Source organism: Achromobacter sp., assembly GCF_050285585.1.
GTDB lineage: Bacteria > Pseudomonadota > Gammaproteobacteria > Burkholderiales > Burkholderiaceae_B > Achromobacter.
Map to the genome: position 1 here is coordinate 79,560 of NZ_JBLZXF010000019.1, position 21,493 is coordinate 101,052.

Here is a 21,493-nt window from a genome sequence, read left to right on the forward strand (position 1 = left end):
ATTGATGGATAGGGCGGATTCGGGATGAATTCTAGCCCGCCATGGCCAATTCAAGCTCAATGGGTATATTATATATCATATATCCTAACAACGGCAGGAGACGCCATGCGCCAGGAAAGGGAGGCTCCCTCGGATGAGGAGCTCCGGCTATTGCGGGAAAAGGCCCGCTTTATCCGGTTGGAGACAATCAGGCTGATCGAGATCGCCAAGGTCGGGCACTACAGCTCGGTGTTCTCGTGCGCGGAAATCTTCGCCGCGCTGTACTACGACGTCATGCGGCTGCGCCCGGGCGAGCCCCAGTGGCCCGACCGCGACCGCTTCCTGATGGGCAAGGGGCACGCGGCCGTCGGCCTGTTCCCGGTGCTGGCGGATCACGGCTTCATCGATCGTGAACTGCTGGACGGGTACACCCGCCTGGGCAGCCCGCTGGGCGACCATCCCGACATGACCAAGGTCCCGGGCGTCGATTTCAGTTCCGGCTCCATCGGCCATGCCCTGTCCAACGGCGTGGGCATGGCGGTCGGCGGCCGCATGAGCGGGCGCGACTTCAACGTGTTCGTGATGCTGGGCGACGGCGAGATGCAGGAAGGGCAGGTCTGGGAGGCGGCCCTGTTCGCGGCGCACAACCGCCTGTCGCGCCTGATCGCGATCGTCGACCGCAACGGCTACCAGCTGGACGGCAAGGTGGACGACGTGATGGGCGTCGAGTCCCTGCGGGAAAAATGGCGCGCGTTCGGCTGGGAAGTGCACGAGGTCGACGGCCACAACCTGAGCGAACTGACCGCGCTGCTGCGCCGTCTGCGCGCCGACCAGGGGCGCGAGCAGCCGGCCTGCGTGATCGCCAGGACGGTCAAGGGCAAGGGCGTTTCCTTCATGGAGACCGAACCGGGCTGGCACCTGGGCTATCTGGCGCCGCAAGACGCGCAAGGCGCCATCGACGAAATCATGTCCCGCGAGATCTGAATGGCACACGCACAGACGCTTTCCCCCGATTCCTGGCAGTACCGCGCGCTGAACGCGGTGAACCCCGGGCTTTCCTATCTTTCGGACGCGCTGATCGAGCTGGCCGCGCAGGGCCATCCCGTGGTGGCCGGCTCGGCCGACCTGCAGTACTCCAACGGCCTGAATCGCTTCGCGCAGGCCCATCCCGACCGCTATATCCAGTTCGGCATTTCCGAGCAGAACATGGTGTCGGCGGCGGCCGGCCTGGCGACCACCGGCATGATGCCGTTCGTCGCGACCTTCGCCTCTTTCCTGGGCCTGCTGTGCTGCGAACAGATCCGCATGGACGTGGCTTACACCAAGCTGCCCGTGCGGCTGATCGGTCATCACACCGGCATCAGCCTGGGCTTCTACGGCACCTCGCACCACGCCACCGAGGACATTTCGACGATGCGCGCCCTGGCTGGCCTGACGGTCGTGTCGCCGGCCGACGGGCCGCAGCTGGCTTCCGCGATCAAGGCCTCGGTGGACTGGCCCGAACCCATTTACTTCCGCATCGGGCGCGGGCGCGATCCGCAGGTCTATGAGGACGGCGCGCCTTTCGAATTCGGCCGCGCCATCGTCCATTCCATGGGCGGCGACCTGAACATCATCGCCTGCGGCATCACCGTGCATGCTGCGCTCGCCGCCGCCGAGCAGTTGCGCGGAGAAGGGCTGTCCGTGGGGGTGATCGACATGCCGACCATCAAGCCGCTGGACCGGGACGCCGTGCTCGCGGCCGCGGGGAGTTCCCGCATGCTGTTGACGGTGGAAGAGCACAACGTGCTGGGCGGGCTGGGTTCGGCCGTGGCCGAAGTGCTGGCCGACGCAGGCGCCGGCACCCGCCTGCGCCGTCACGGCATCTACGACGAATACAGCCTGATCGCGCCTCCCACGACCCTCTATGCGCACTACAAGCTGGATGCCGCCGGCATCGGCGAGGTGGCGCGTGAATGGCTCAAGGCCTGAACGACGGAGAATGACATGAAGGAAATCAGCGGAAACACCCGCCTGTTCGGCATCCTGGCCGATCCCATCCATCACGTGAAGACGCCGCAGCGCATGAACGAGCATTTCGCCAGGATCGGCTTCGACGGCGTCTGCGTGCCGTTGCACGTCCGGCCGGAAGGCCTGGCGGCCGCGGTCGAAGGGCTGCGGCGGCTGGACAACCTGAGAGGCGTCATCGTCACCATCCCGCACAAGACGGCCATTCTGGAACTGGTCGATGATGCGACCCCGGTGGCCCGCAAGATCGGCGCCGCGAACGTGGTGCGCCGCGAGGCCGACGGCCGCTTGGTGGCGCACATGCTGGACGGCGAGGGCTTCGTGCGCGGCCTGCAGACGGCAGGAGTATCGCTGGAAGGGAAAAGCGCCTATCTGGCGGGGGCGGGCGGCGCGGCCAATGCGATCGGCTTCGCCCTGGTCCAGGCCGGCGTGTCGACGCTGACCATCGCCAATCGCACGGTGGCCAAGGCGGAGGACCTGAAGGCGCGGATCCTGTCCCTGCATCCGGGCGCCGCCATCGCCATCGGCACGGCCGATCCTTCGGGGCACGACCTGGTGGTCAACGGCACGTCGCTGGGCATGAAACCCGACGACGCGCTGCCGCTGGATGCCAGCCGGCTGACGCCGGACCAGCTGGTATGCGAAGTCATCATGCAGCCGCGCGATACCGCGCTGCTGCTGGCGGCGCAGGCCCGGGGCTGCAAGGTGCACTACGGCGCGCCGATGCTGGCATGCCAGATCGAACTGATGGCGCAGATGCTGGGCGTGGCCGGCGCCGAGTAGGGCCCCGCAGCCGTAACGGACTCTGGAAAACCATGGACGACTACGATTTCATCATCGCGGGCGGCGGCACGGCCGGCTGCATCCTGGCCAACCGGTTGAGCGCGGACGGCAGGCACCGTGTGCTGATGCTGGAGGCGGGGCACGAAGCGCGCAGCATGTGGATCTCCATCCCGGCGGGCTTTTCCAAGCTCCTGGTGAACCCGGACTACAACTGGCGCTTCGCCACCGAACCCGAGGACAATGTATACGGCCGCACGATCGCCGTGCCCCGGGGCAAGGGCGTGGGTGGGTCGACGCTGATCAACGGCATGATCTACGTGCGCGGCCAGCCTCGGGACTATGACGGCTGGGAGGCCGCCGGCGCCACCGGTTGGGGCTACGCGCAGGCCGAGCGCCTGTTCCGCAAGATCGAACACTACGAACGGGGCGGCGAAGGCCGCGGCAAGTCCGGTCCCATGCGACTGGAAGAAGTGGCTGAACGTTTTCCGGTGTCGGACGCGTTCCTGCGCGCCGCGCAGGAAGACGGCCAGCCGCTGAACCCCGACTACAACAGCGGCAGTCAGGAAGGCGTCGGCTACTACCAGGTGCTGCAGCACCGGGGCCGGCGGTGGAGCGTGGTGGACGGTTATCTGCGCCCGGCGTCAGGCCGCAAGAACCTGCGCGTCGAATGCGGAGCGCACGTGACGCGGCTGGTCTTCGAAGGCAAGCGCTGCGTGGGCGTGGCCTACCGGCAGAACGGGCAGGAGCGGACGGCGCGGGCGGCGCGCGAGACGCTGCTGTGCCTTGGCGCGGTGCAGTCGCCGCAACTGCTGGAACTGTCCGGCGTGGGCAATCCGGCCCTGCTGCAGTCCTTCGGAATTCCCTTGGTGCATGCGCAGGCGCAGGTGGGCGAGAACTACATTGACCACTTCGCCACGCGGATGAACTGGCGGGTGAAAGGGACGGTGACGCTGAACGAGATGTCGCGCGGATGGCGGCTGGCCCGGCAGGTGGCCCGCTACTACGCGAGCCGCAAGGGCATCCTGACCCTGGGCACGGGGCTGGTGCACGGTTTCGTGAAAAGCGCGCCGGACCTGCCCGCGCCCGACGTGCAGTACTTCTTCGTGCACGCCAGCTACGCGAACGCGGCGGAGCGCATCCTGGACCGGCATCCCGGCATGACGATCGGCGTGGCGCAACTGCGGCCCGAATCGGTCGGATCCATCCACATCAAATCCGCCGATCCGTTGACCGGGCCGTCGATCCGTCCGAACTTCCTGTCCGCCCAGGTGGACCGCGACAGTCTCGTGGGCGGCATGCAGGTGGCGCGGCGCATCGTCGGCCAGCCGGCGCTGCGGCCCTACGTGGAGGCGGAGGTCAGTCCCGGCTCGGGCGTGGAAAGCTACGACGAATGGCTGGATTTCGCGCGGCGCAACGGCCAGACCATCTACCATCCCATCGGCACCTGCCGCATGGGCTCGGACGCCGCGGCGGTCACCGACCCGCGCCTGCGCGTGAATGGCCTGTCGGGCCTGCGCGTGGTGGACGCTTCCGTCATGCCGAAGATGGTGTCGGGCAATACGCAGGCGGCCGTCATGATGGTGGCCGAGCGCGGGGCGGAGATGATCCTGGAGGACGCCGCGGCCTAGCGTCAGGCGCCCGGGTAGCGGCCTTCGCCATGCGCAGGCCTTTCCCGGGTCGCCTGCGCCGGCAACGCGTCGGCGCCTCAGCGGATCAGGAAACCCGCGCCCACCGGATCGTTCTTGTCGATGACCCAGCGCGCCGTGCCCAGGATGCTGGCCGTGCCCTTGACCGTCGGCCGCACGGCCCGGGTGCCGTTCAGATCCACTTCGCCCAGCAGGCAGCCCTCGAACACGCCGCTGCCCAGCAGGCCTTCCGACTTGATCGGCTGGTTCATGCCCATTTTCCCTCGCGCCTCGAACATGGCCATCATCGCGCTGGTGCCGGTGCCGCCAGGCGAGCGGTCCAGCTGGCCGGCGCTGAACACGTGCACGTTCTTGTAGAACGCGCCCTCGATGGTCGGCTGGTGCCAGAAGGTGATGAAGTTCAGGTTGTTGATGTGCGCTTCGGTCGGGTGCTGGATGCGCTGGCGCGCGTTGAGCTGGTCGCGCACGATCAGGCCCATGCGCGACAGCTCGGTGCCGTTGTCCGGCGAGATCCGAAGGTCGCAGCCGGACAGGTCCACGATGCCGAAGTAGTTGCCACCCCAGACGATGTCGGCCGACAGCTTGCCGTAGCCGGGCAGTTCCACGGGGATGTCCTGAGCGGCGACATAGGCCGGCACGTTCTCGAAGCGCGTCCACAGCACGTTGTCGCCTTCGGACGCCACTTCCGACACTACCAGCCCGGCCGTCGTTTCGAAGCGGATCTTGGTGATGCCGTCCTTGCCGCGCGCGACCAGGCCGTGGGCGACCATGGCCATGCTGACGGCGATCGTGCCGTGGCCGCACATGTGCGAGTACTCGGTGCCGTCGATGTAGATCAGGCCGGCGTCGTAATCGGGGCTGGATGGAGGCGTGAGGAAGACGCCGAACATGTCCTTGTGTCCGCGGGGCTCGCGCATCAGGGCCTTGCGCAGCCAGTCGTAGTTCTGTTCCAGGAACGCCCGTTTCTCCAGGATGGTGGATCCGGCGGGGTAGGGAATGCCGCTGTGCACGATGCACAGGGGCTCGCCTTCGGTATGGGTATAGATGACATCGAACGCGTCTTGCTTGCGCATGACTGTGGCTCCAGACAAGTAGGGAAGAGAGGAAAGGTTATTTGCCGCGTTCGGACAGCATGTCCAGCCCGACGGTCAAATCCAGGATGACGATGGCGATCACCGCGGCCGCGATCGTGGCGCCCGATACGGCCGCGATGGTCGGATCTATCGTGTATTGCACATAGTTGAAGAGCTTCACGGGGATCGTGTTCAGGTCCGCCGTGGTGTTGAAGATGGACAGCTCCACGTTGATCCAGGAAGAGATGAACGCGAAGATCGAGCCGGTGACGATGCCGGGCCGGATCTGCGGCAGCACCACCAGGAAGAACGTGGTCCAGGGATTGGCTCCCAGGTCCGCGGAGGCTTCTTCCAGCGCGCGCTGTTCCGGCGTGAGCAGCGTCAGCGTGGAACGCAGCACGAATGGCGCGATGATGACGATGTGCCCGATCAGCAGGGACAGGAAGCTGCGCGTCAGGCCGAAGTAGGCCCCGTATTGCAGCAGGGCCGCGCCCAGGACGATATGAGGCAGCACCAGCGGCGACATCAGCACGGAGGTCAAGGCGGCCTTGCCCGGAAACTCGTACCGCGCCAGTGCCAGCGCGGCCGGCACCGTCAGCAGCACCGCCACGGCGGTGGCTGCCAGCGCCAGCACCGTGCTGGTCGTGAATGAGGCGACGTAGCCGGCTTCGGTCAGCAGCGTGCGGTACCACTCCAGCGTCCAGCCCTGTGGCGGGAAGGCCAGATAGGGTGTGGCGGTGAACGAGGAGCCCAGGATGACCACGAGCGGCAGGGACAGGTAGACGAGCACGCCGAGCGCGAGCAGGCGGATCAGGTGGCGAAGAATCATCGCGCGGCTCCAGGCAGGACGGCGGCGCGGTTCGCCAGCGCGACCAGGATCAGGGTGAACACCAGCAACACCATGCTCAGCGCGCCGCCATAGTGAAAGTCGAACACCGTGCTGTACTGCTGGAAGATCAGCATCGACAGCACCGACACGCGTCCGCCCGACAGCAGGGCGGGCGTGACGTAGGCGCTGACGGCGAGCGTGAACACGATGATGGCGCCCGACACCACGCCAGGCAGCGTCAGCGGCCAGGTGATGTGGAAGAAGGTGGCCGCGGGGCTGGCGCCCAGGTCGGCGGAGGCCTGTTCGCAGGCGGGATCGACGCGGGCCAGCGCGTTGCCCACGGCCAGCACCACGAAAGGCAGCAGCACGTAGACCATGCCGATCAGGATGCCGGTTTCCGTGCCGATGAAACGCATGGGGCGGTCCGCCGCGCCCATTCCCACCAAGGCCTGGTTGACCAGGCCGTTGCGGCCCAGCAGCACCATCCATCCGAAGGCCCGCACGATGTTGCTGGTGAACAGCGGCACCACCAGCAGGATCACGCAGAATCGGCGCCAGGCCTTCCAGCGCACCACGCGCACCAGATACCAGGCCAGGGGATAGCCCAGGATCACGCAGGCGACCGTGGTGAAGAGGGCCAGCCGGAAGGTCACCAGGATGACGTCCCAGTGATACTGGTCGGCCAGCACGCGCACGTACTGCTGCGCGGTCAGGGTCAAGCCGTCAGGGCCGCCCGTGAAGCTCGCCAACGCGACCACGGCGAGCGGCGCCAGGAAAAAGGCGGCAAAGAACAGGACCGGTGCCGCCAGCAGCAGGCAGGGCGATTGCCAGGCGCGGGCGTTCATGGCCGCTCACCGATCAGATGCAGGCTTTCCGGTTCGAACGCCAGGGCGGCGACGGCGCCCGGGCCGAGGCCCGACGGCGCGATGCCGCCGTGGCGGGCTACCAGGGTCTGCCCGCCGATGTCCACGTGGATCATGCTGTGGCTGCCCACATTGATCACGTCGGTAACCGTGCCGGTCAGGCTGGCCCCGGCGGCGTCGCCGCCCACGCGCAGGTCTTCCGGGCGCAGGACGGCAACGCCGCGCGCGGACGCGGCGTTGCCGCGCAGCGGCACGCGCAGCCCCTGGGCTTCCAGCAGCAGCGTGCCGTCGCCCGGGGCGGAATAGGCCAGGAAGTTCGCCTCGCCGATGAACTCGGCCACGAAACGCGTGGCGGGCTGCCGATAGATATCGGTGCCCATTCCCACCTGCTCGATTTTGCCCGCGTGCATCACCACCACCTTGTCGGCCATGGTCATCGCCTCTTCCTGGTCGTGCGTGACGAAGATGAAGGCGATGCCCAGTCTGGCTTGCAGGTGCTTGAGTTCCAATTGCATGCGCTTGCGCAGCTTCAGGTCCAGCGCGGAGAGGGGTTCGTCCAGCAACAGCAGCTTGGGCTGGTTCACGATGGCGCGGGCCAGCGCCACGCGTTGCTGCTGCCCGCCGGACATCTCGCGGGGATAGCGCGGGCCGAAGTCCGCCAGGCCCACCATGTCCAGCGCCGAGCGGGCGCGCGCCGCGGCCTCGGGCCGGGAGGCGCCGTGGCGGCGGGGCCCGTAGGCCACGTTTTCCAGCACGCTCATGTGCGGGAACAGGGCGTAGTTCTGGAAGACCGTGTTCAGCGGCCGGTGATGGGCGGCCAGACGGCTGATGTCCTGGCCCTCGATCAGAATGCGGCCGGATTCGGGCTTCAGGAATCCGGCGATCGAACGCAGCAGGGTGGTCTTGCCGCAGCCGCTGGGGCCCAGCAGCGCCACGAATTCCCCCTGCTGGACTTCCAGGTCGATGCGGTCCAGCGCCTGATAGGCGCCAAAGCGCATCGATACGCCGTCGATGGTAAGCAATGCGGACATGTTCGGCCCCGGTCTAGCGCTTGCGGGCAACCTGGCGGTTCCAGGCGTCCGTGACCTCGGCGCGGCGGCTGTTGATGATGTTCCAGTCGAACAGGCTGAGGTTCTTGACCGAGCCGTCCGCGCCCCACGGCAGCTTGCGGGCGACATCCTTCGGCACCTGGACGTCCTTGACCGCCGGGCCCAGGTAGAGGCGCGTGGCCAGGCAGGCCGCGGCCTCACGGGTCAGCGCGGTGTCTATGAATTTCTGCGCGGCGGCCTTGTTCGGCGCGCCCTTGACCAGGTGCAGGCGCGCGTCGGTGGCCCAGGCGCCTTCCTTGGGCACGGCGAAGCCGATGGGCAGTCCCTTGTCGATCAGGTCCCAGGCGCCGACGTTGAAATGCGCGCCGATGATGGCCTCGCCGCTCTGGTAGGCATTGGTGGCGGCGCCGGAACTGTCGAAGAACAGCGCCGTGTCTAGGCTGGCGAGCTTGGCGTAGAGCGGCGCCAGGTTGGAAGGATCGACGGAGAATACCCGGGCAAGGAAGAAGACGAACGGCACGCCGGACGAGTTCGCCGGCGAGGGAATGGCCACGGCGCCCGCATATTCGGGCTTCCACAGGTCCTTCCAGCTGGCCGGCGGCTGCGGCACGTCCTTGGTGTTGTAGGCGATGCCCAGCGAGTAGTAGCCGGAACTGACGGCATAGGCCGCGCCGCCGTTGCGATACAGGCCCTGGTCGATGACGTTCGTCATGTTGGGAATGGCGCCGGGATCGAGCGTATCCAGTACGCCGGCCTCGGCGGCCAGTTCGCTGATGCCGCCGTCCATCCAGGCGACGTCGATCGTGGGCGCGCCCTGTTGCTGCTGCAGCTTCGCCAGCGTCGTGGTGGAAGTGCCTACCTCCGGCACCACGGCGACGCCCGTCGCCTTGGTGTAGGGGTCGGCGACGCAGGTGCGGAAGGCGTCGCCCCAGTTGCCGCCGTACCAGGCGACGGTGATTTTCTGCTGTTGCGCCAGCGCCTGGCTGGCCACGAGCAGTCCGGCGCCCAGCAGGGCGGCGCGGACGGCGTTGCGGGTAAGTGTTGCCATGTCGGAATCCCCTTGTGAATTTATCGGCCCGTTTCGGCGCGTCCCGGAGGGCGCGCATACGGTGCCACAAGCGAATCTTGGGCGATCCCAGGGAAAACCAGCTTGAAGGCGCGGGACATAAACTTGAATAATTGCGACATGGATACCGCAACGCCCGCCGCGCCCGCGCCGTTTCCCTATGGAGACGGCTTTCACGAGCCCGCCCAGGGGAAACCCGCGCTGACCATCGGCATCGTGTTGCTCGACCAGTTCACGCTGGCCGCCTTCGCGGGCCTGGTGGATGTCTTGCGGCTGGCTGGCGACCATGGCGGGCGCAGCCGCCAGATCCACACGGCATGGCGCGTCATGAGCTGGGACGGCAAGCCGCGCCGCTCGAGCGCGGGCCTGACCATCGACGTGGCCGACAGCCTGCCCGACGACCTGTCGCAGTTCGACTACGTGGCCGTTTGCGGCGGCAACGATTATTTCAATGAGCGCATGCCCGAGCGGCTGCGCGACTGGCTGCGGCAGGCGGCCGCGCAACGCGTCCGCCTGCTGGGCATCTGCACGGGCACGTTCGCGCTGGCGCAGGCGGACGTGATCGGCCCGCGCACGGTCTGTGTGCACTGGAACGTGCTGGATACCTTCCGCGAACGGTTTCCCCAGACGCGCGTGGTCGTGGACCGGCTGTTCGTGGACGAGGGCGACCTGATCTCCTGCGCCGGATCCACCGCCGCCATCGATCTCGGGCTGTACCTGGTGGCCCGGCACTGCGGGCGCGACAAGGCGCAGCAGGCCGTGCGGCACATGATGCTCCAGGGGGTGCGGCCGGGCCGCGTGCCGCAGGCGCATTTCCACACGGATCTGTCGGGCATCCAGGACCTGCGGGTCCGCCAGGCCGCGCATTTCATGGAACAGCGCATCGACAGTCCGCCTCCGCTGGACGCGATCGCTCGGTACGTCGGGGTGGGGCGCAGGCAGCTCGAGCGCGCGTTCCGCGTGGCCACCGGCATGTCGCCCATGGCTTTCCAGCGCCAGTTGCGGCTGGAATACGGCAGCTGGCTGTTATTGAACAATCCTTGCAGCATCACCCAGATTGCGCTTGACTGCGGGTTTGCGGATGGCGCGCATTTTTCGCGCGACTTCCGCGCGCATTTCGGCCTGTCCCCCAGGCAGTACCAGCAGGCCCGCGGCGCGCCGGCCGCCGGACACGGAGGCGAGATCAGCGTATTCCCGGCTTAGCCTTCATCGACAGAAGGAGACAGCATGACTTACGACCTTTGGTATTGGGACGGCATTCCCGGACGTGGAGAGTTCGTGCGCCTGGCGCTGGAAGCGGGAGGCATTCCGTACCGCGATTGCGCGCGCGAGCAGAGCGCGGACGAAAACGCCCTGGTCGAGAACCTGAGTTCCCGCCGCAGGCACCCGCCGTTCGCTCCGCCTTACCTCGTGGCGGGAAAGATGACGCTGGCGCAGACCGCCAACATCCTGCTGTTCCTGGGTGAAAAGCACGGCCTGGCGCCGGAGTCGCAGGAAGGACGCCTGTGGGTGAACCAGCTCCAGCTCACCATCGCCGACATGGTGGCCGAAGCGCACGACACCCATCATCCCATCTCCGCCAGCGAATACTACGAAGATCAGAAGGAAGAGGCGGCACGCCGCGCGCGCAGCTTCCGCGAAGAACGGATGCCCAAATTCCTGGGGTACTTCGAATCGGTGCTGGACGGGCAGGATGCCTGGCTGGCCGGCGGCAAGGGCTGGACCTATGTGGACCTGTCCTTGTTCCATCTGGTCGACGGCCTGCTCTATGCCTTTCCCAAGCGCATGGCCACGCTGGCCGCGGGCTATCCGAACGTCATGGCGCTGCACGCGCGCGTGGCCGCGCTGGCGGAATTGCAGCCCTATTTCGAAAGCGGCAGGCGTCTGCCTTTCGGGGAGGGCATCTTTCGCCGCTATCGCGAACTGGACGCGGCTTGAGCGCGGCCGTCCCCGGGGGCGCGGTCCGATGCGCTATAAAGACGGTATTGTCTGAACCCGCAGGCCCGGGCAGGAACCATCCCGCCCGGGCCGCGCCATTTGCGGCAACCGTCCATGACCGAATCCGAAGCCCTGGCTCTAGCCTCGCACCGCCACTACAAAGGCGGCCTGTACCTCTACGTGGGCACCGCCCGTCATTCCGAAACCGAGGAGTCCATGGTGGTGTACGAGCACCTCTGGCCTCACGAGCGCGGGCTGTGGGTGCGCCCCGCGGCGCTGTTCTTCGGTCAATTGGCCAACGGCTCGCCTCGTTTCGCGCCGTTGCGGCCGGCGGAGTAGCGCCGTGACGTTTTTCTATCGGCGCACGCGCGCGACGCCCGTTCGCGCGGCGGCGGGCCGCAAGGCCGGCGCCGAGGCCCTGGCCGAAGCGCTGCAGGCATTGCGCGGCCCCTTTATCGTGGCCGACCTGGAAACCACCGGCCTGTCCACCGCCACCTGCGAGATCCTGGAATTCGCCGCGGTGCGCGTGGACGCGTCCGGCGCGATGGAGCGGGAATACACGCAGGTGGTGCGCACGCGCGGCCCCGTTCCGTCCTTCATCACGCGCTTGACCGGCATCACGCAAGCGGAAGTCGATCGCCATGGCGTGCCGGTGGTGCAGGCATTCTCTTCCTTCCTGGATTTCGTGGAAGACCTGCCCGTGTTTTTCCACAATGCGTCATTCGACCGGCGCTTTCTGGGGGCCGCCGCGGACCAGACCGGGATGCCGTTTTCGAACGCCACCCACTGCACGCTGGCGCTGGCCCGCCGCGCCTGGCCCGAGCTGCCGTCGCACAAGCTGGAGATCCTGGCGCGCCATGTCGGCGCCTCGGACCCCACTCACCGGGCGTTGGCCGACGTGCGCACCACGGTCGCCGTGGCGCTTGCGGCCAGCGAGCGGCTCGGCGCGGCCTGAAGCGTTCATTTCCTGTCAGGAGGCCGGATGTCCGACCTGGAACAGATCAGATTGGCCGTCCGCCAGTTCACGGCGGAGCGGGATTGGCAGCCCTATCATTCGCCCAAGAACCTGGCCATGGCCCTGGCCGGCGAGGCGGGGGAACTGGTGTCGCTGTTCCAGTGGCTGACCGAAGCCGAGTCGCGCAGCATGCCGCCCGAGCGGCTGGCCGACGCGGCGGACGAAATCGCCGACGTGCAGATGTACCTGGTCGCGCTGGCGGACCAGCTGGGCATCGATATCGCCGAGGCCGTGGCCGGCAAGATGGTGAAGAATGCGCGGAAATATCCGGCGGACCGTTTTCGCGGCAGCGCGCGCAAGTACGACGATCCGCCCGATATTCCCTAGGCTTCAAAGCACTTTCTGCTCGTGATGCACCTGCGGCGGCTCGACGAAAAATCCCGCCACCAGCTTGCGCCATTCCTGGAAATCGGTGGACTCGCGGAAATCCACCATGTGGTTCTCCACGGTTTCCCATTCCACGACCAGCGTATAGCGCTGCGGCTGCTCGATGCTGCGGTACAGCTCCATGCCGTGGCATCCGCGGGCGCGCAGGAACAGCGGCCTGGCCTGCGCGACGCCGGCTTCGAACAACGCCTCCTGCCCTTCGCGGACATGGATGCTGGCAATCTCCTGGATCATGATTCTGTCTCCGTACGACGAGTGGGGCCGGGTAGCGCCCGGCGGCCGGAATAGTATGGCCGAAAAATCCTCATTCAGCCTTTTGACAGGCTTGCAAAATTCGGCGCCGTCAGGATCGCTCGGGCGCGCTAGGGAAGTTGCCCGAGTCGCGGGCCGCCGTTCCCATCCGTTGAGTTGAGTTCCTTCGCCCGCGCGTTTCCTCCCGCTCGTTGCGCTTCGTCCGTATGAACGGTCCCGCGCGCGTTGTCCGCATATTTGGCCGGACTTGTTACTGCTCTTGCTCGTCCACCTGGATCCGGTCGGCCGTTTAGCCGATATCGATGTGCCTAGGACGGCGCAATCATTCCGTACCAATACGAAAGTCCCACGCCTTTCGTCATTGTCCGGAGGGCTGGGGAGGTAACGGTCCGCGCCGGTCGGTCGCCGGCAACCAGGTATCCGTGCAAGTACGGAGCAGGAGGAGCTCAAATGAAAAAGCTCGCAGCAGTCGCCGCGTTGTCCTTGTTTGCCGCCACGGCCTACGCCACCGGCCCGGTCGGCGGGTCCGTGACGGGCCACGCCGGCGCCATCAACGGCACCGCGTCATCGGTTTCCACCGGCAGTTCGGTGGTGGCCACGCAGATCAATGGCTACGGTTCGTCCAGCCAGACGTCGTTCGGCAGCACCGGCGGCATCGCGGAAGTCGGCGGCACCTTCAGCCGCGATGGCACGCAAGTCGTCACCAGTACGCGTCAATACGCCAATAGCGAGTCATATGGCAGCGTGTCGGGCAACGCGCCCATCATGGTGGGCGACAGCATCGCCAACGGCGGCGCAACGTTCGCCAAGACGGACACGAACGCGTCGGCCACGGGTTCGTTCCATGCGGTGAATGTAGGCGCGTTCGGGTCGATACACGGCATTGGCGCGGTGGGCCATGTCGCGGGGTTCAATCACTGACCCAATTATCCGGACGGCTTCGGCCGTCCGGGCGAGGGGACATCATGAAGACCATTGTGTTTGCCATTTCCCTGTCGCTGGCGGCGTTTTCCGCCAGCGCCCAGACCAGCAGTTCCAGCGCCACGACCTCGGCGTCATCGGGTTCGACCAATGCGGGCAACAACCAGGGCATTACCTTCAACTCCAGCAATAGCGGATCCGGCACCTTGCGGACCGCGCCGCCGGTGGGCGGCCAGAGCTTCTACGGCTCGTTCTCATCCGATAGCTGCATGGTGTCGGCGGGAGGAGGAGGCTCCGTCGTCGGTTTCGGCATGAATCTCGCGATCCCGATCGAGGATCAAAAGTGCAGCTTGCGGCGCAACTTCGAGCGCACGATGCAGGCCGCCGCTTCCACCAAGGACGCCGACCGCGCCCGCCGCCTGGAAACCGCCGCTATCGACATTCTGTGCCAGACCGACGACCGCACCAAGGCCGCGCTGGTGGCGCAGGGGCTATGCACCAATCCCGCGCTGACCACGGCGGATCATCGCTTCGACGGAAACGCGGTTGCGCAGGTCGCGCCGCCATCGGCGCCGGTGCTGGCGGAGACGCCCACCGCGCAGGCCTATCCCGTGCGCTCGGCGCAGAGCGCCGCGCTCGCGTCGCCGCCGCTGCGCAACCCCCGCTACGACAGGCAGACGTTCGCCGACCTGTACTCTCCGGGTTGAGGCCGGACGCCCTGTCCGGCCATGGAACGCTACCGCGCGGGCGCGGCCGGCGGCGGGACCGCGGCGGGAGCCGCCTCCGGAACCGCCGGCAGCTGTGGGGCCGAGGCGAGCAGCATGGTGGGCGGCGACGACACCTCCAGCCCCGCGTCGTGCAGCCGCTTGAGCACGGTGAACAGCAGGGCGCTGCGCACCCCGTAGGCCGCGCGCGGGGAAGACACATAGCCCTTGGCATTGAAGACCAGGTGGCCGCCTTCAATGCCATCGAGGAACACGTTGGGCGCCGGCGCGTCCAGCACGTCTTCGTGATCGGCGAAGGCCTGGAGCATCAGTTCGCGCACGTGCTCGGCGTCGATGGACAGCGGCATGGGCAACTTGATCTGCACCAGCCCCAGCGGATTGGAGCGGGTGACGTTGCGCACGGTCTTGGTGACGAATTCCGAATTCGGAACGATCACGGTCGAACGGTCTCCCATCTGGATTTCCGTCGCCCGAACATTGATGCGCAGGATGTCGCCCTCCACGCCGCCCAGCGATACCCAGTCGCCGACCTTGACCGGCCGCTCGGCCAGCAGGATCAGGCCGGAAACGAAATTCTGGACGACCGCCTGCAGGCCGAAACCGATACCCACTGACAGCGCGCTGGCGATCCATGCCACGCGTTCCAGGCCGATGCCGGCAGCGGATAGCGACAGGGCGACGGCAATCACGAAACCGGCATAGCCGAAGAGCGTGGCGGCCGACAGCTGCATGCCCGGATCCAGCTCGGTCGTGGGCAGATAGCGGTTGGACAGCCAGCGCTTCAGCATCTTCACGCTGAGCAGCGACAGCCCCAGCACCAGCAGCGCCTGCAGGACGGCGCCGGGACGGATCTGGGCCTCGCCGATGGCCAGGCCCTTGCGCAATTGATCGAAGCGTTGCACCAGGTCCATTGGCGCTTCGCCGAAGGGGGCCAAAAGCAGGGTGATGGCAAGCAGCCCGACCGCGACCCTTCCGACGCCCGACAGCAGCACCGCCGCCTGGTCGCGCATGCTGGGGGCCTCATGCTCCCCTCCATCGCGATGAGACGAGCCCAGCAACGTGCCGAATCCATCCTCGATCAGCGTCGAGGCCAGGTAGGCGGAGGCCAGCACGATCAGCGTCCAGAGCACCTGCTTGACGAGGAAGCTGCCGAACGCGACGTAGCCGGCCAACAGGCTGGCGAGGCTCAGGATCAGCACGGTCCAGATGGCGGTCAGCAGCAACGACAGCCAGAAAGGAATGGGGCTATCGTTTTCCTGCATGGCTTGCCGGCGCAGGCGGCGGCTGATCGCCAGCACGGCGCCGATCATCGCCATGGTCATGACGGCGACGATGCCGGTCAGCGTGATCGTCGTGGTCAGGCTGGCGTTCAGCAGCACGGGCAGGCGCTCGGCCAGCCAGATCATCACCACGAGCACGCCCAGCACGCCGGGCAGCCAGCGCAGCCGCGCGGCCACGATGTCGCTGATCGGAGGGAGGCGCCACGACGGCCGGTTCGAGGACAGAAGGGCATAGCCCAGCCCCGACACATACCCGCCGAAACAGACAGTCGCCACCAGGTTGGCCAGCAGCGATGCGGTGTTGTCGGTCAGCTGGGAATTCCAGTCCAGCCCGATATGGATGAGCAGCGCGATGACGCCGGGCGTGGCCACGGCCAGCGCCACGTGCGTGACCGCCAGGAAGGAGCGCCGCAGGCGGCCGGGCGGGACCCGCGTAGCGGTCAGGCGCAGCAGGATGCGGCCGATCCAGACGCGCAGGGCGATGGCCAGCACGGCAGCCGCGGACAGCAGCAGCCACCCCCATTTGGGCGTCTGCTTCACCGCGGCCGCAAGATCATCGCCCAGGGCTTCCAGGCGTTCGAGATCGCGCGGGAATTCTTCCCGGAACTCCGTCCAGAACGGATTGGAAAGGAAGGAATCCCGCCGCTCGCCCAGCCGCGCCTGGAACTGCGTGCGGCGTTGCGCCGATATCTGTTCCGCGGCCTGGCCGGCGTCCACGGACAGCAGTCTGGCCAGCTTGATCTGCGCGTCCAGCGCCCGGTTGCTCTTTTCGAGCTGCGTGCGCTGCGCGGCCACGTCGGGCGCTTCCTTGGCGCCTTCCGGCGGCGTGCCCAATTCGCTCAGTTTGGCCGCCACGCTGGCCAATTGCGGCGCCAGCGCTTCGGCCGCCGCGTCCGCCTTGGACTGGATGTCGAGCGCGTCGCCGCGCTGCTGAAGCAGCGCGGCGTCGTCGGTTTCGTCGGCGACTTGCTTGCGGATATCGTCGATCTGCTTGCGCGCCGCGGTCAGCATGGCTTCCGTGTCGGCCGGGGTGGGCGGCTGCGCCGCGAACGCGGGGATCAGGAACAGCGCCAGCAGCAATGCCGCGGCCAGCGCGGCGAGCGAAGGACGCTTGCGGCAAGTCCGCAAGGGTAGGGAATGGGTTATCGATGTCATGTTCTTGGGCGAGGGACTCGCATTCGAGGCGGCAGCATAACAAGCCGCCGTCCCGCCCGTTGCAACAAAAACTGGTGCTATGGCCCCATTAGAATCGGCGCGCGATTGTCGTCAAATCGCCGCTGCGCGGGGATATGAAACGGGGTCGGATCAAAGCCGGGGCCCCCGCGCGGAGGGGACGGTGCCGTTGTCCGCAACCCAAGTTTACGAGGCCAACGTTTGGATTCAACTCAGGCTAGCGCGAGAGGCCCCGGGCGGGCGCTTTTTGGGGTTTCCCTAGCACCTCGTCGCACACCGCCAGCCAGGCGCGGGCGGCGAAGGACAGGTATCCCGATTGCTGCCAGATGTGGCCCACTTCCCACTGCATGCCCGATTTGGCCAGTTTCGCGGTGCTCAGGCCGCGCGTTTTCATCCGCTGCATCAACGGTTCGGGGAGCAGCGCTACGCCCAGGCCGGCGGATGCCATGGCGACCAGGAAGTCCCAATGGGCGCTCTGGGCCGCGATGCCGGGCTGGAAGCCCGCATCGGCGAAGGCTTGCCGCAGGCGGCGAGTGATGGCGAAGTCGTCCGTGGGGATCAGGAGCCGCGCATCGCGCAACGCGCTCAGCGGCAGCGAGGTCTTGCCAGCCCAGGGCGCGTCTGGCGGGCCGATGACCCATATGGGATAGCTGCCGAAGGGCTGGGCGGCCAGCCCGCCGTCGGGCGCGATCGGCAGGATGGTGGCGCCCACTTCCAGTTCACCGCTCGCGACCAGGCCCTCTACCGCCTGTCCGGTGCCTTCGCGCAAGGTCAGGTGTATGCCGGGATGCCGTTCGCGAAAGCGCTTTACCACCGGGGTGAACAGCAGGTTGATCATGGGCGGAATGCCGACCTCCAGCGCGCCGCGGCGCAGGTCGGCGGTCTGGCGCAACTCTTCGGACAGCTGGCGCATCGTTTCCAGCACCTGCAAGCCGCGCTGGTACATGACCCGCCCCGTGTCGGTGGGGCGGGCGGTGTGGCCATCGCGGATCAGCAACGGGGTGCCCGCTTCCTCTTCCAGTTGCCGGATCATCTTGCTGACGGTCGATTGCGTCACGAACAGCGCTTTGGCCGCCTGGGTGAAGCTGGCATGCCTGACGGTTTCCACGAAATACCGCAACGCGCGCACGTCCATGGCGCCAATCTCCTCCGCGCGGCGCGCGACAAACTAGCAAATGATGAAAAAAACGACTGATATGGATGATTTTAAGTCATTACGAGATTTGGACGGGCCTTCCTATACTGCCGAAAATTCGTCCCGGCGGCGGCATGACCGCCCTCGGGACCTCGGGAAACGCCGCGTCAGACGGCGCCTGGGCGCAGAGGCGGCATATCGCCGCGCCCCGCCGCGAGCCGTTGGCCCTTGAATCTGGAGACACCATGCATCTCGACCGTATCCGCCACCCTGGGCTGCGCGCCAAGATAACGTCCGCCGAACAGGCGGCTTTGCTGGTTCAGGACGGCATGACCGTCGGAATGAGCGGCTTTACCCGCGCCGGCGACTGTAAGTCGGTGCCGGCGGCGCTGGCGGCGCGCGCCGAGCGCGATCCGCTCTCCATTACGCTGATCACCGGCGCGTCACTGGGTCACGACACCGACAAAATGCTTGCGCAGGCCAACGCCCTGGCGCGCCGCATGCCGTTCCAGGTGGATACCACGCTGCGCCGCAAGATCAACGAGGGTGGAATCGCCTTCATTGACCAGCACCTGTCGGAAACGGTCGAACAACTGCGCGCGGGCCACATCGGTCCGATCGACGTGGCCATCATCGAGGCGGCGGCGATCACCGAGAACGGTGCCATCGTGCCGACGATGTCCGTGGGAAATTCTGCCTCGTTCGCGCAACAGGCCGACAAGATCATCATCGAGTTGAATCTGGGCGTGCCCGCCGCCATCGAAGGCTTGCACGACATCTACGTGCCCGCCGACAGGCCGGCGCGCCAGCCTATCGGTCTGGTATCCGCCGACCAGCGCATCGGCCAGCCGTTCATCGAGGTGGATCCCTCCAGGATCGCGGCCATCGTCATCACGCACGAACCGGACAGTCCGTCCAACGCCTTGCCCCCCGATGACGAGACCAACGCCATCGCCGGCCACATCAACGCTTTCCTGCGGCGCGAGGTCGACGCGGGCCGCCTGACCAATTCCCTGCTGCCGCTACAGGCCGGCATCGGCACCATCGCCAATGCCGTGCTGCACGGATTCGAGTCTTCCAGTTTCGACAAACTGACGATGTACTCGGAAGTGCTGCAGGACAGCGCCATCGAGCTACTGGACCAGGGCAAGCTGGCATTCGCGTCGGCGTCCTCCATCACGGTGTCCAAGCCCGTCTACGAAAAGATCCTGGCGAACATGGAGCACTATCGCGAGCGTATCGTGCTGCGCCCGCAGGAAATCAGCAACGCGCCGGAGATTGTCCGCCGCTTGGGCGTCATCGCCATCAATACCGCGCTGGAATTCGACATCTACGGCAACGTGAACTCCACCCACGTGGGCGGCACCCACATGATGAACGGCATCGGCGGATCGGGAGACTTCGCGCGCAATGCGCATCTTGCGATTTTCGTATCGAAGGCTATGGCCAAGAACGGCGATATTTCCAGCGTGGTGCCCATGGTGTCCCATGTGGATCACACCGAGCATGACGTGGACGTGCTGGTCACCGAGTGCGGGCTGGCGGATCTGCGCGGCCTGGCGCCCCGCGAACGGGCTCGCGCCATCATCCGCAATTGCGTGCACCCGTCCTACCGCGATGCGCTGCAGGACTACTTCGACCGCGCCTGCGAACGCGGCGGGCAGACCCCGCATCTGCTCGAGGAAGCCTTTTCGTGGCACCAGCGGTTCAATGAAACGGACTCCATGCAGCCTTCGGCGCCGGTCGCGCGCAAGGTCGCCTGAGCGGCGGTCCGCGGCGGCCGAAGCCGCCGCTATCGTCCCTGCGATTCATCCCCGGCGTCGGGCCCGGAGGTGACCAGGCTGCGGCGGGACAGCTCCAGTTCGTCGCGCAGCCATTGCTTCAATGCAACCAGCGGTTCCCAGTCGCGCAGGCTGGGGCGATAGACCAGGTGGTACGTCTGCGCCTGCTCGTAATGGACGCTCACCGTAGAGACTTGCACCAGCCGTCCGGCGCATAGCGCGTCCGCCGCGAGCAATTCGCGTCCCAGCGTGATGCCCAGCCCCTGTTCGGCGGCCTGCAGCATCATGCCCGCATCGTTGAACGAAGCGACCGGTGTGACCGGGATGCGCAGCCCCGCGGCATTGAACCAGTGCTGCCAGACTTCGCGGTCACCCAGCAGGGGCTGGCGCGCAAGGGTTTCGGGCGAGCAGTCGGGAAGCGCGGCGGCCGTCTCCGGCGACGCCAGGACGATCAGCGGCAAGGGCATGTCGAACAGGGGCTCCGACTCGACTCCGGCCCAGGGGCCCCGGCCGAAACGCAACGCCGCGTGGAAACCGTCGCGCAGCAGGTCGACGACTTGCTGCGAGGAATCGATCTCCAGCGCCAGGCCGGGATGGCGCGCACGCCAGCGGGCCATGCGGGGCAACAGCCAGCGCTGCGCGAAAGAAGGCAATGCCGACACTCTCAGGCGCTGCTCATTGCCCCTTGCCATCGCGGACGCCGCAAGCACCCCTTCATCCAATTGCGTCAAGGCGCCCTGGACGGCGCAAAGCAGGGCGGCGCCAGCGCTGTTCAGGACGATGCCGCGCCCGCTGCGTTCGAACAGGGGAAAACCCAGCTGTTCTTCCAATCCCTTGATCTGCTGGCTGACGGCGCTGTGAGTCAAGTGCAGCCGTTCAGCCGCCGCGCGCAGGTTCTGCAGCTCGGCGACCGCCCGGAAAGCGGGAAGCGTGTTCAGAGGCAAGCGCATGGCGGAAAACCGATAGAAGATTTATTGGTCATCATAGCTTACCGATAACCCCAGAACAATTCGATTTTCATCGGGTGGTTGGGCTATTACGCTTACCAAACGCCTATCCCATCCGGAGCCCGTCATGCCAGCGCAAACTTGTTCCTCATCTTCCGTTTCGTTGCCGTCGCTACCCGTGGGACGGCAACCGTCTCCGTGGCCGGCCGGCAGCGTCGTGGGCCCGTCCGGCCGGGAAATCCAGGAAATGGCCGTGGCGCCCTTGGGCAACGGTTTCTTCAAAAGGCTATGGTCCGTCTACCGCCAGTACCGCAACATGGCGCAACTGCGCAATCTGGCGGGAGATCTGGACGAGCATATGCTGCAGGACGTCGGGGCTCCTCATTGGCTGATCAACGAAGCCAGCGTGAATCGTGAACTGATGCGGCTTCGCGATGTGAACTATTTGCGCTGGTAGCGAATTGCGAGCGCCGCCACTGCGGCCCCGCCCGCTCGGGTTGTCCTCTTTAATCTGTCTCTATATAGAGTAGGCAGGGGCCGAGCTGGCGGGGCCGCTTTGCTTGTCGAAAGTTGTGCTATAGTCTCGCTCCTTCGCGATTCGGGCGGTTTCCGGGTCGTGGGGCCAGGCAAGCATTCATTGCATG

Annotated in this window: 22 protein-coding genes; 13 read left to right on the forward strand and 9 right to left on the reverse strand. The window is 66.6% G+C overall.

From position 1 onward, the window contains the following. The first annotated feature begins 105 nt into the window (after nt 1–105). Genes ACN6PJ_RS21555 through ACN6PJ_RS21570 form a run of 4 tightly spaced genes read left to right on the forward strand, consistent with a single transcriptional unit; the run spans nt 106 to nt 4,397 of the window. Nucleotides 106–963, forward strand: coding sequence for a transketolase (locus tag ACN6PJ_RS21555; protein ID WP_427997849.1), 858 nt, complete (start codon nt 106–108; stop codon nt 961–963). Further along, on the forward strand, nt 964–1,950 hold the full coding sequence (locus ACN6PJ_RS21560; RefSeq protein ID WP_427997850.1) for a transketolase family protein: 987 nt from the start codon (nt 964–966) through the stop codon (nt 1,948–1,950). A 15-nt stretch (nt 1,951–1,965) separates the two neighbouring features. Next, the gene (locus tag ACN6PJ_RS21565; RefSeq protein WP_427997851.1) at nt 1,966–2,769 is read left to right on the forward strand and encodes a shikimate dehydrogenase family protein; all 804 of its coding nucleotides are present in this window, start codon (nt 1,966–1,968) and stop codon (nt 2,767–2,769) included. A gap of 32 nt (nt 2,770–2,801) precedes the next feature. Beyond that, the gene (locus ACN6PJ_RS21570) at nt 2,802–4,397 is read left to right on the forward strand and encodes a GMC family oxidoreductase (RefSeq protein ID WP_427997852.1); all 1,596 of its coding nucleotides are present in this window, start codon (nt 2,802–2,804) and stop codon (nt 4,395–4,397) included. Nucleotides 4,398–4,474: 77 nt separating this feature from the next. Here ACN6PJ_RS21570 and ACN6PJ_RS21575 read toward each other — a convergent pair whose 3' ends face one another. From ACN6PJ_RS21575 to ACN6PJ_RS21595, 5 genes are read right to left on the reverse strand one after another with little or no spacing between them, the layout of a single operon-like run. After that, nucleotides 4,475–5,488 (reverse strand): proline racemase family protein, encoded by a 1,014-nt coding sequence (locus tag ACN6PJ_RS21575; protein ID WP_427997853.1) that lies wholly within the window; start codon nt 5,486–5,488, stop codon nt 4,475–4,477. A 37-nt stretch (nt 5,489–5,525) separates the two neighbouring features. Beyond that, nucleotides 5,526–6,317, reverse strand: a complete 792-nt coding sequence (locus ACN6PJ_RS21580; protein ID WP_427997854.1) for an ABC transporter permease — start codon at nt 6,315–6,317, stop codon at nt 5,526–5,528. Beyond that, nucleotides 6,314–7,162 carry an ABC transporter permease gene (locus ACN6PJ_RS21585; RefSeq protein ID WP_427997855.1) on the reverse strand — a complete coding sequence of 283 codons (849 nt, stop codon included), beginning with the start codon at nt 7,160–7,162 and terminating at the stop codon, nt 6,314–6,316. Before ACN6PJ_RS21585 ends, ACN6PJ_RS21580 begins: the two co-directional genes overlap by 4 nt. Further along, the gene (locus ACN6PJ_RS21590) at nt 7,159–8,211 is read right to left on the reverse strand and encodes an ABC transporter ATP-binding protein (RefSeq protein ID WP_427997856.1); all 1,053 of its coding nucleotides are present in this window, start codon (nt 8,209–8,211) and stop codon (nt 7,159–7,161) included. The genes ACN6PJ_RS21585 and ACN6PJ_RS21590 overlap by 4 nt, the downstream gene beginning before the upstream one ends. Before the next feature lie 13 nt (nt 8,212–8,224). Beyond that, nucleotides 8,225–9,277: an ABC transporter substrate-binding protein gene (locus ACN6PJ_RS21595; RefSeq protein WP_427997857.1), complete on the reverse strand. Its 1,053-nt coding sequence runs from the start codon at nt 9,275–9,277 to the stop codon at nt 8,225–8,227. A gap of 138 nt (nt 9,278–9,415) precedes the next feature. On the opposite strand from ACN6PJ_RS21595, the gene ACN6PJ_RS21600 reads away from it, so the two are divergent. The 5 genes from ACN6PJ_RS21600 to ACN6PJ_RS21620 all read left to right on the forward strand — a co-directional run bounded on the left by ACN6PJ_RS21600 (nt 9,416) and on the right by ACN6PJ_RS21620 (nt 12,575). Next, the gene (locus ACN6PJ_RS21600) at nt 9,416–10,498 is read left to right on the forward strand and encodes a GlxA family transcriptional regulator (protein WP_427997858.1); all 1,083 of its coding nucleotides are present in this window, start codon (nt 9,416–9,418) and stop codon (nt 10,496–10,498) included. Nucleotides 10,499–10,522: 24 nt separating this feature from the next. Continuing rightward, complete coding sequence (locus tag ACN6PJ_RS21605) at nt 10,523–11,233, forward strand: glutathione S-transferase (protein ID WP_427997859.1); 711 nt, start codon at nt 10,523–10,525, stop codon at nt 11,231–11,233. Between the two features lie 114 nt (nt 11,234–11,347). Beyond that, a complete protein-coding gene (locus ACN6PJ_RS21610) occupies nt 11,348–11,572 on the forward strand; it encodes a DUF1653 domain-containing protein (RefSeq protein ID WP_427997860.1) in 225 nt (74 codons plus the stop codon). A 4-nt stretch (nt 11,573–11,576) separates the two neighbouring features. Continuing rightward, nucleotides 11,577–12,188 carry a 3'-5' exonuclease gene (locus ACN6PJ_RS21615; protein WP_427997861.1) on the forward strand — a complete coding sequence of 204 codons (612 nt, stop codon included), beginning with the start codon at nt 11,577–11,579 and terminating at the stop codon, nt 12,186–12,188. Between the two features lie 27 nt (nt 12,189–12,215). Further along, nucleotides 12,216–12,575: a nucleotide pyrophosphohydrolase gene (locus ACN6PJ_RS21620; RefSeq protein ID WP_427997862.1), complete on the forward strand. Its 360-nt coding sequence runs from the start codon at nt 12,216–12,218 to the stop codon at nt 12,573–12,575. Nucleotides 12,576–12,578: 3 nt separating this feature from the next. On the opposite strand, the gene ACN6PJ_RS21625 is transcribed toward ACN6PJ_RS21620, so the two are convergent. Next, the gene (locus ACN6PJ_RS21625) at nt 12,579–12,869 is read right to left on the reverse strand and encodes an antibiotic biosynthesis monooxygenase family protein (protein WP_427997863.1); all 291 of its coding nucleotides are present in this window, start codon (nt 12,867–12,869) and stop codon (nt 12,579–12,581) included. Between the two features lie 468 nt (nt 12,870–13,337). Here ACN6PJ_RS21625 and ACN6PJ_RS21630 point away from each other — a divergent pair, with 468 nt between their 5' ends. Both ACN6PJ_RS21630 and ACN6PJ_RS21635 read left to right on the forward strand, forming a co-directional pair. Further along, the gene (locus ACN6PJ_RS21630; protein WP_427997864.1) at nt 13,338–13,808 is read left to right on the forward strand and encodes a hypothetical protein; all 471 of its coding nucleotides are present in this window, start codon (nt 13,338–13,340) and stop codon (nt 13,806–13,808) included. Nucleotides 13,809–13,852: 44 nt separating this feature from the next. Beyond that, the gene (locus tag ACN6PJ_RS21635) at nt 13,853–14,515 is read left to right on the forward strand and encodes a hypothetical protein (protein ID WP_427997865.1); all 663 of its coding nucleotides are present in this window, start codon (nt 13,853–13,855) and stop codon (nt 14,513–14,515) included. A gap of 29 nt (nt 14,516–14,544) precedes the next feature. Here ACN6PJ_RS21635 and ACN6PJ_RS21640 read toward each other — a convergent pair whose 3' ends face one another. Continuing rightward, nucleotides 14,545–16,968, reverse strand: coding sequence for a DUF3772 domain-containing protein (locus tag ACN6PJ_RS21640; protein WP_427997866.1), 2,424 nt, complete (start codon nt 16,966–16,968; stop codon nt 14,545–14,547). A 235-nt stretch (nt 16,969–17,203) separates the two neighbouring features. Continuing rightward, nucleotides 17,204–18,121: a LysR family transcriptional regulator gene (locus ACN6PJ_RS21645; protein ID WP_427997867.1), complete on the reverse strand. Its 918-nt coding sequence runs from the start codon at nt 18,119–18,121 to the stop codon at nt 17,204–17,206. Between the two features lie 245 nt (nt 18,122–18,366). Between ACN6PJ_RS21645 and ACN6PJ_RS21650 the strand changes: the two genes are divergently transcribed. Beyond that, nucleotides 18,367–19,884 carry an acetyl-CoA hydrolase/transferase family protein gene (locus tag ACN6PJ_RS21650; RefSeq protein ID WP_427997868.1) on the forward strand — a complete coding sequence of 506 codons (1,518 nt, stop codon included), beginning with the start codon at nt 18,367–18,369 and terminating at the stop codon, nt 19,882–19,884. Between the two features lie 29 nt (nt 19,885–19,913). Here ACN6PJ_RS21650 and ACN6PJ_RS21655 read toward each other — a convergent pair whose 3' ends face one another. Then, nucleotides 19,914–20,852, reverse strand: a complete 939-nt coding sequence (locus ACN6PJ_RS21655) for a LysR substrate-binding domain-containing protein (RefSeq protein WP_427997869.1) — start codon at nt 20,850–20,852, stop codon at nt 19,914–19,916. Between the two features lie 124 nt (nt 20,853–20,976). Here ACN6PJ_RS21655 and ACN6PJ_RS21660 point away from each other — a divergent pair, with 124 nt between their 5' ends. Beyond that, complete coding sequence (locus tag ACN6PJ_RS21660; protein WP_427997870.1) at nt 20,977–21,306, forward strand: hypothetical protein; 330 nt, start codon at nt 20,977–20,979, stop codon at nt 21,304–21,306. Nucleotides 21,307–21,493: the final 187 nt, after the last annotated feature.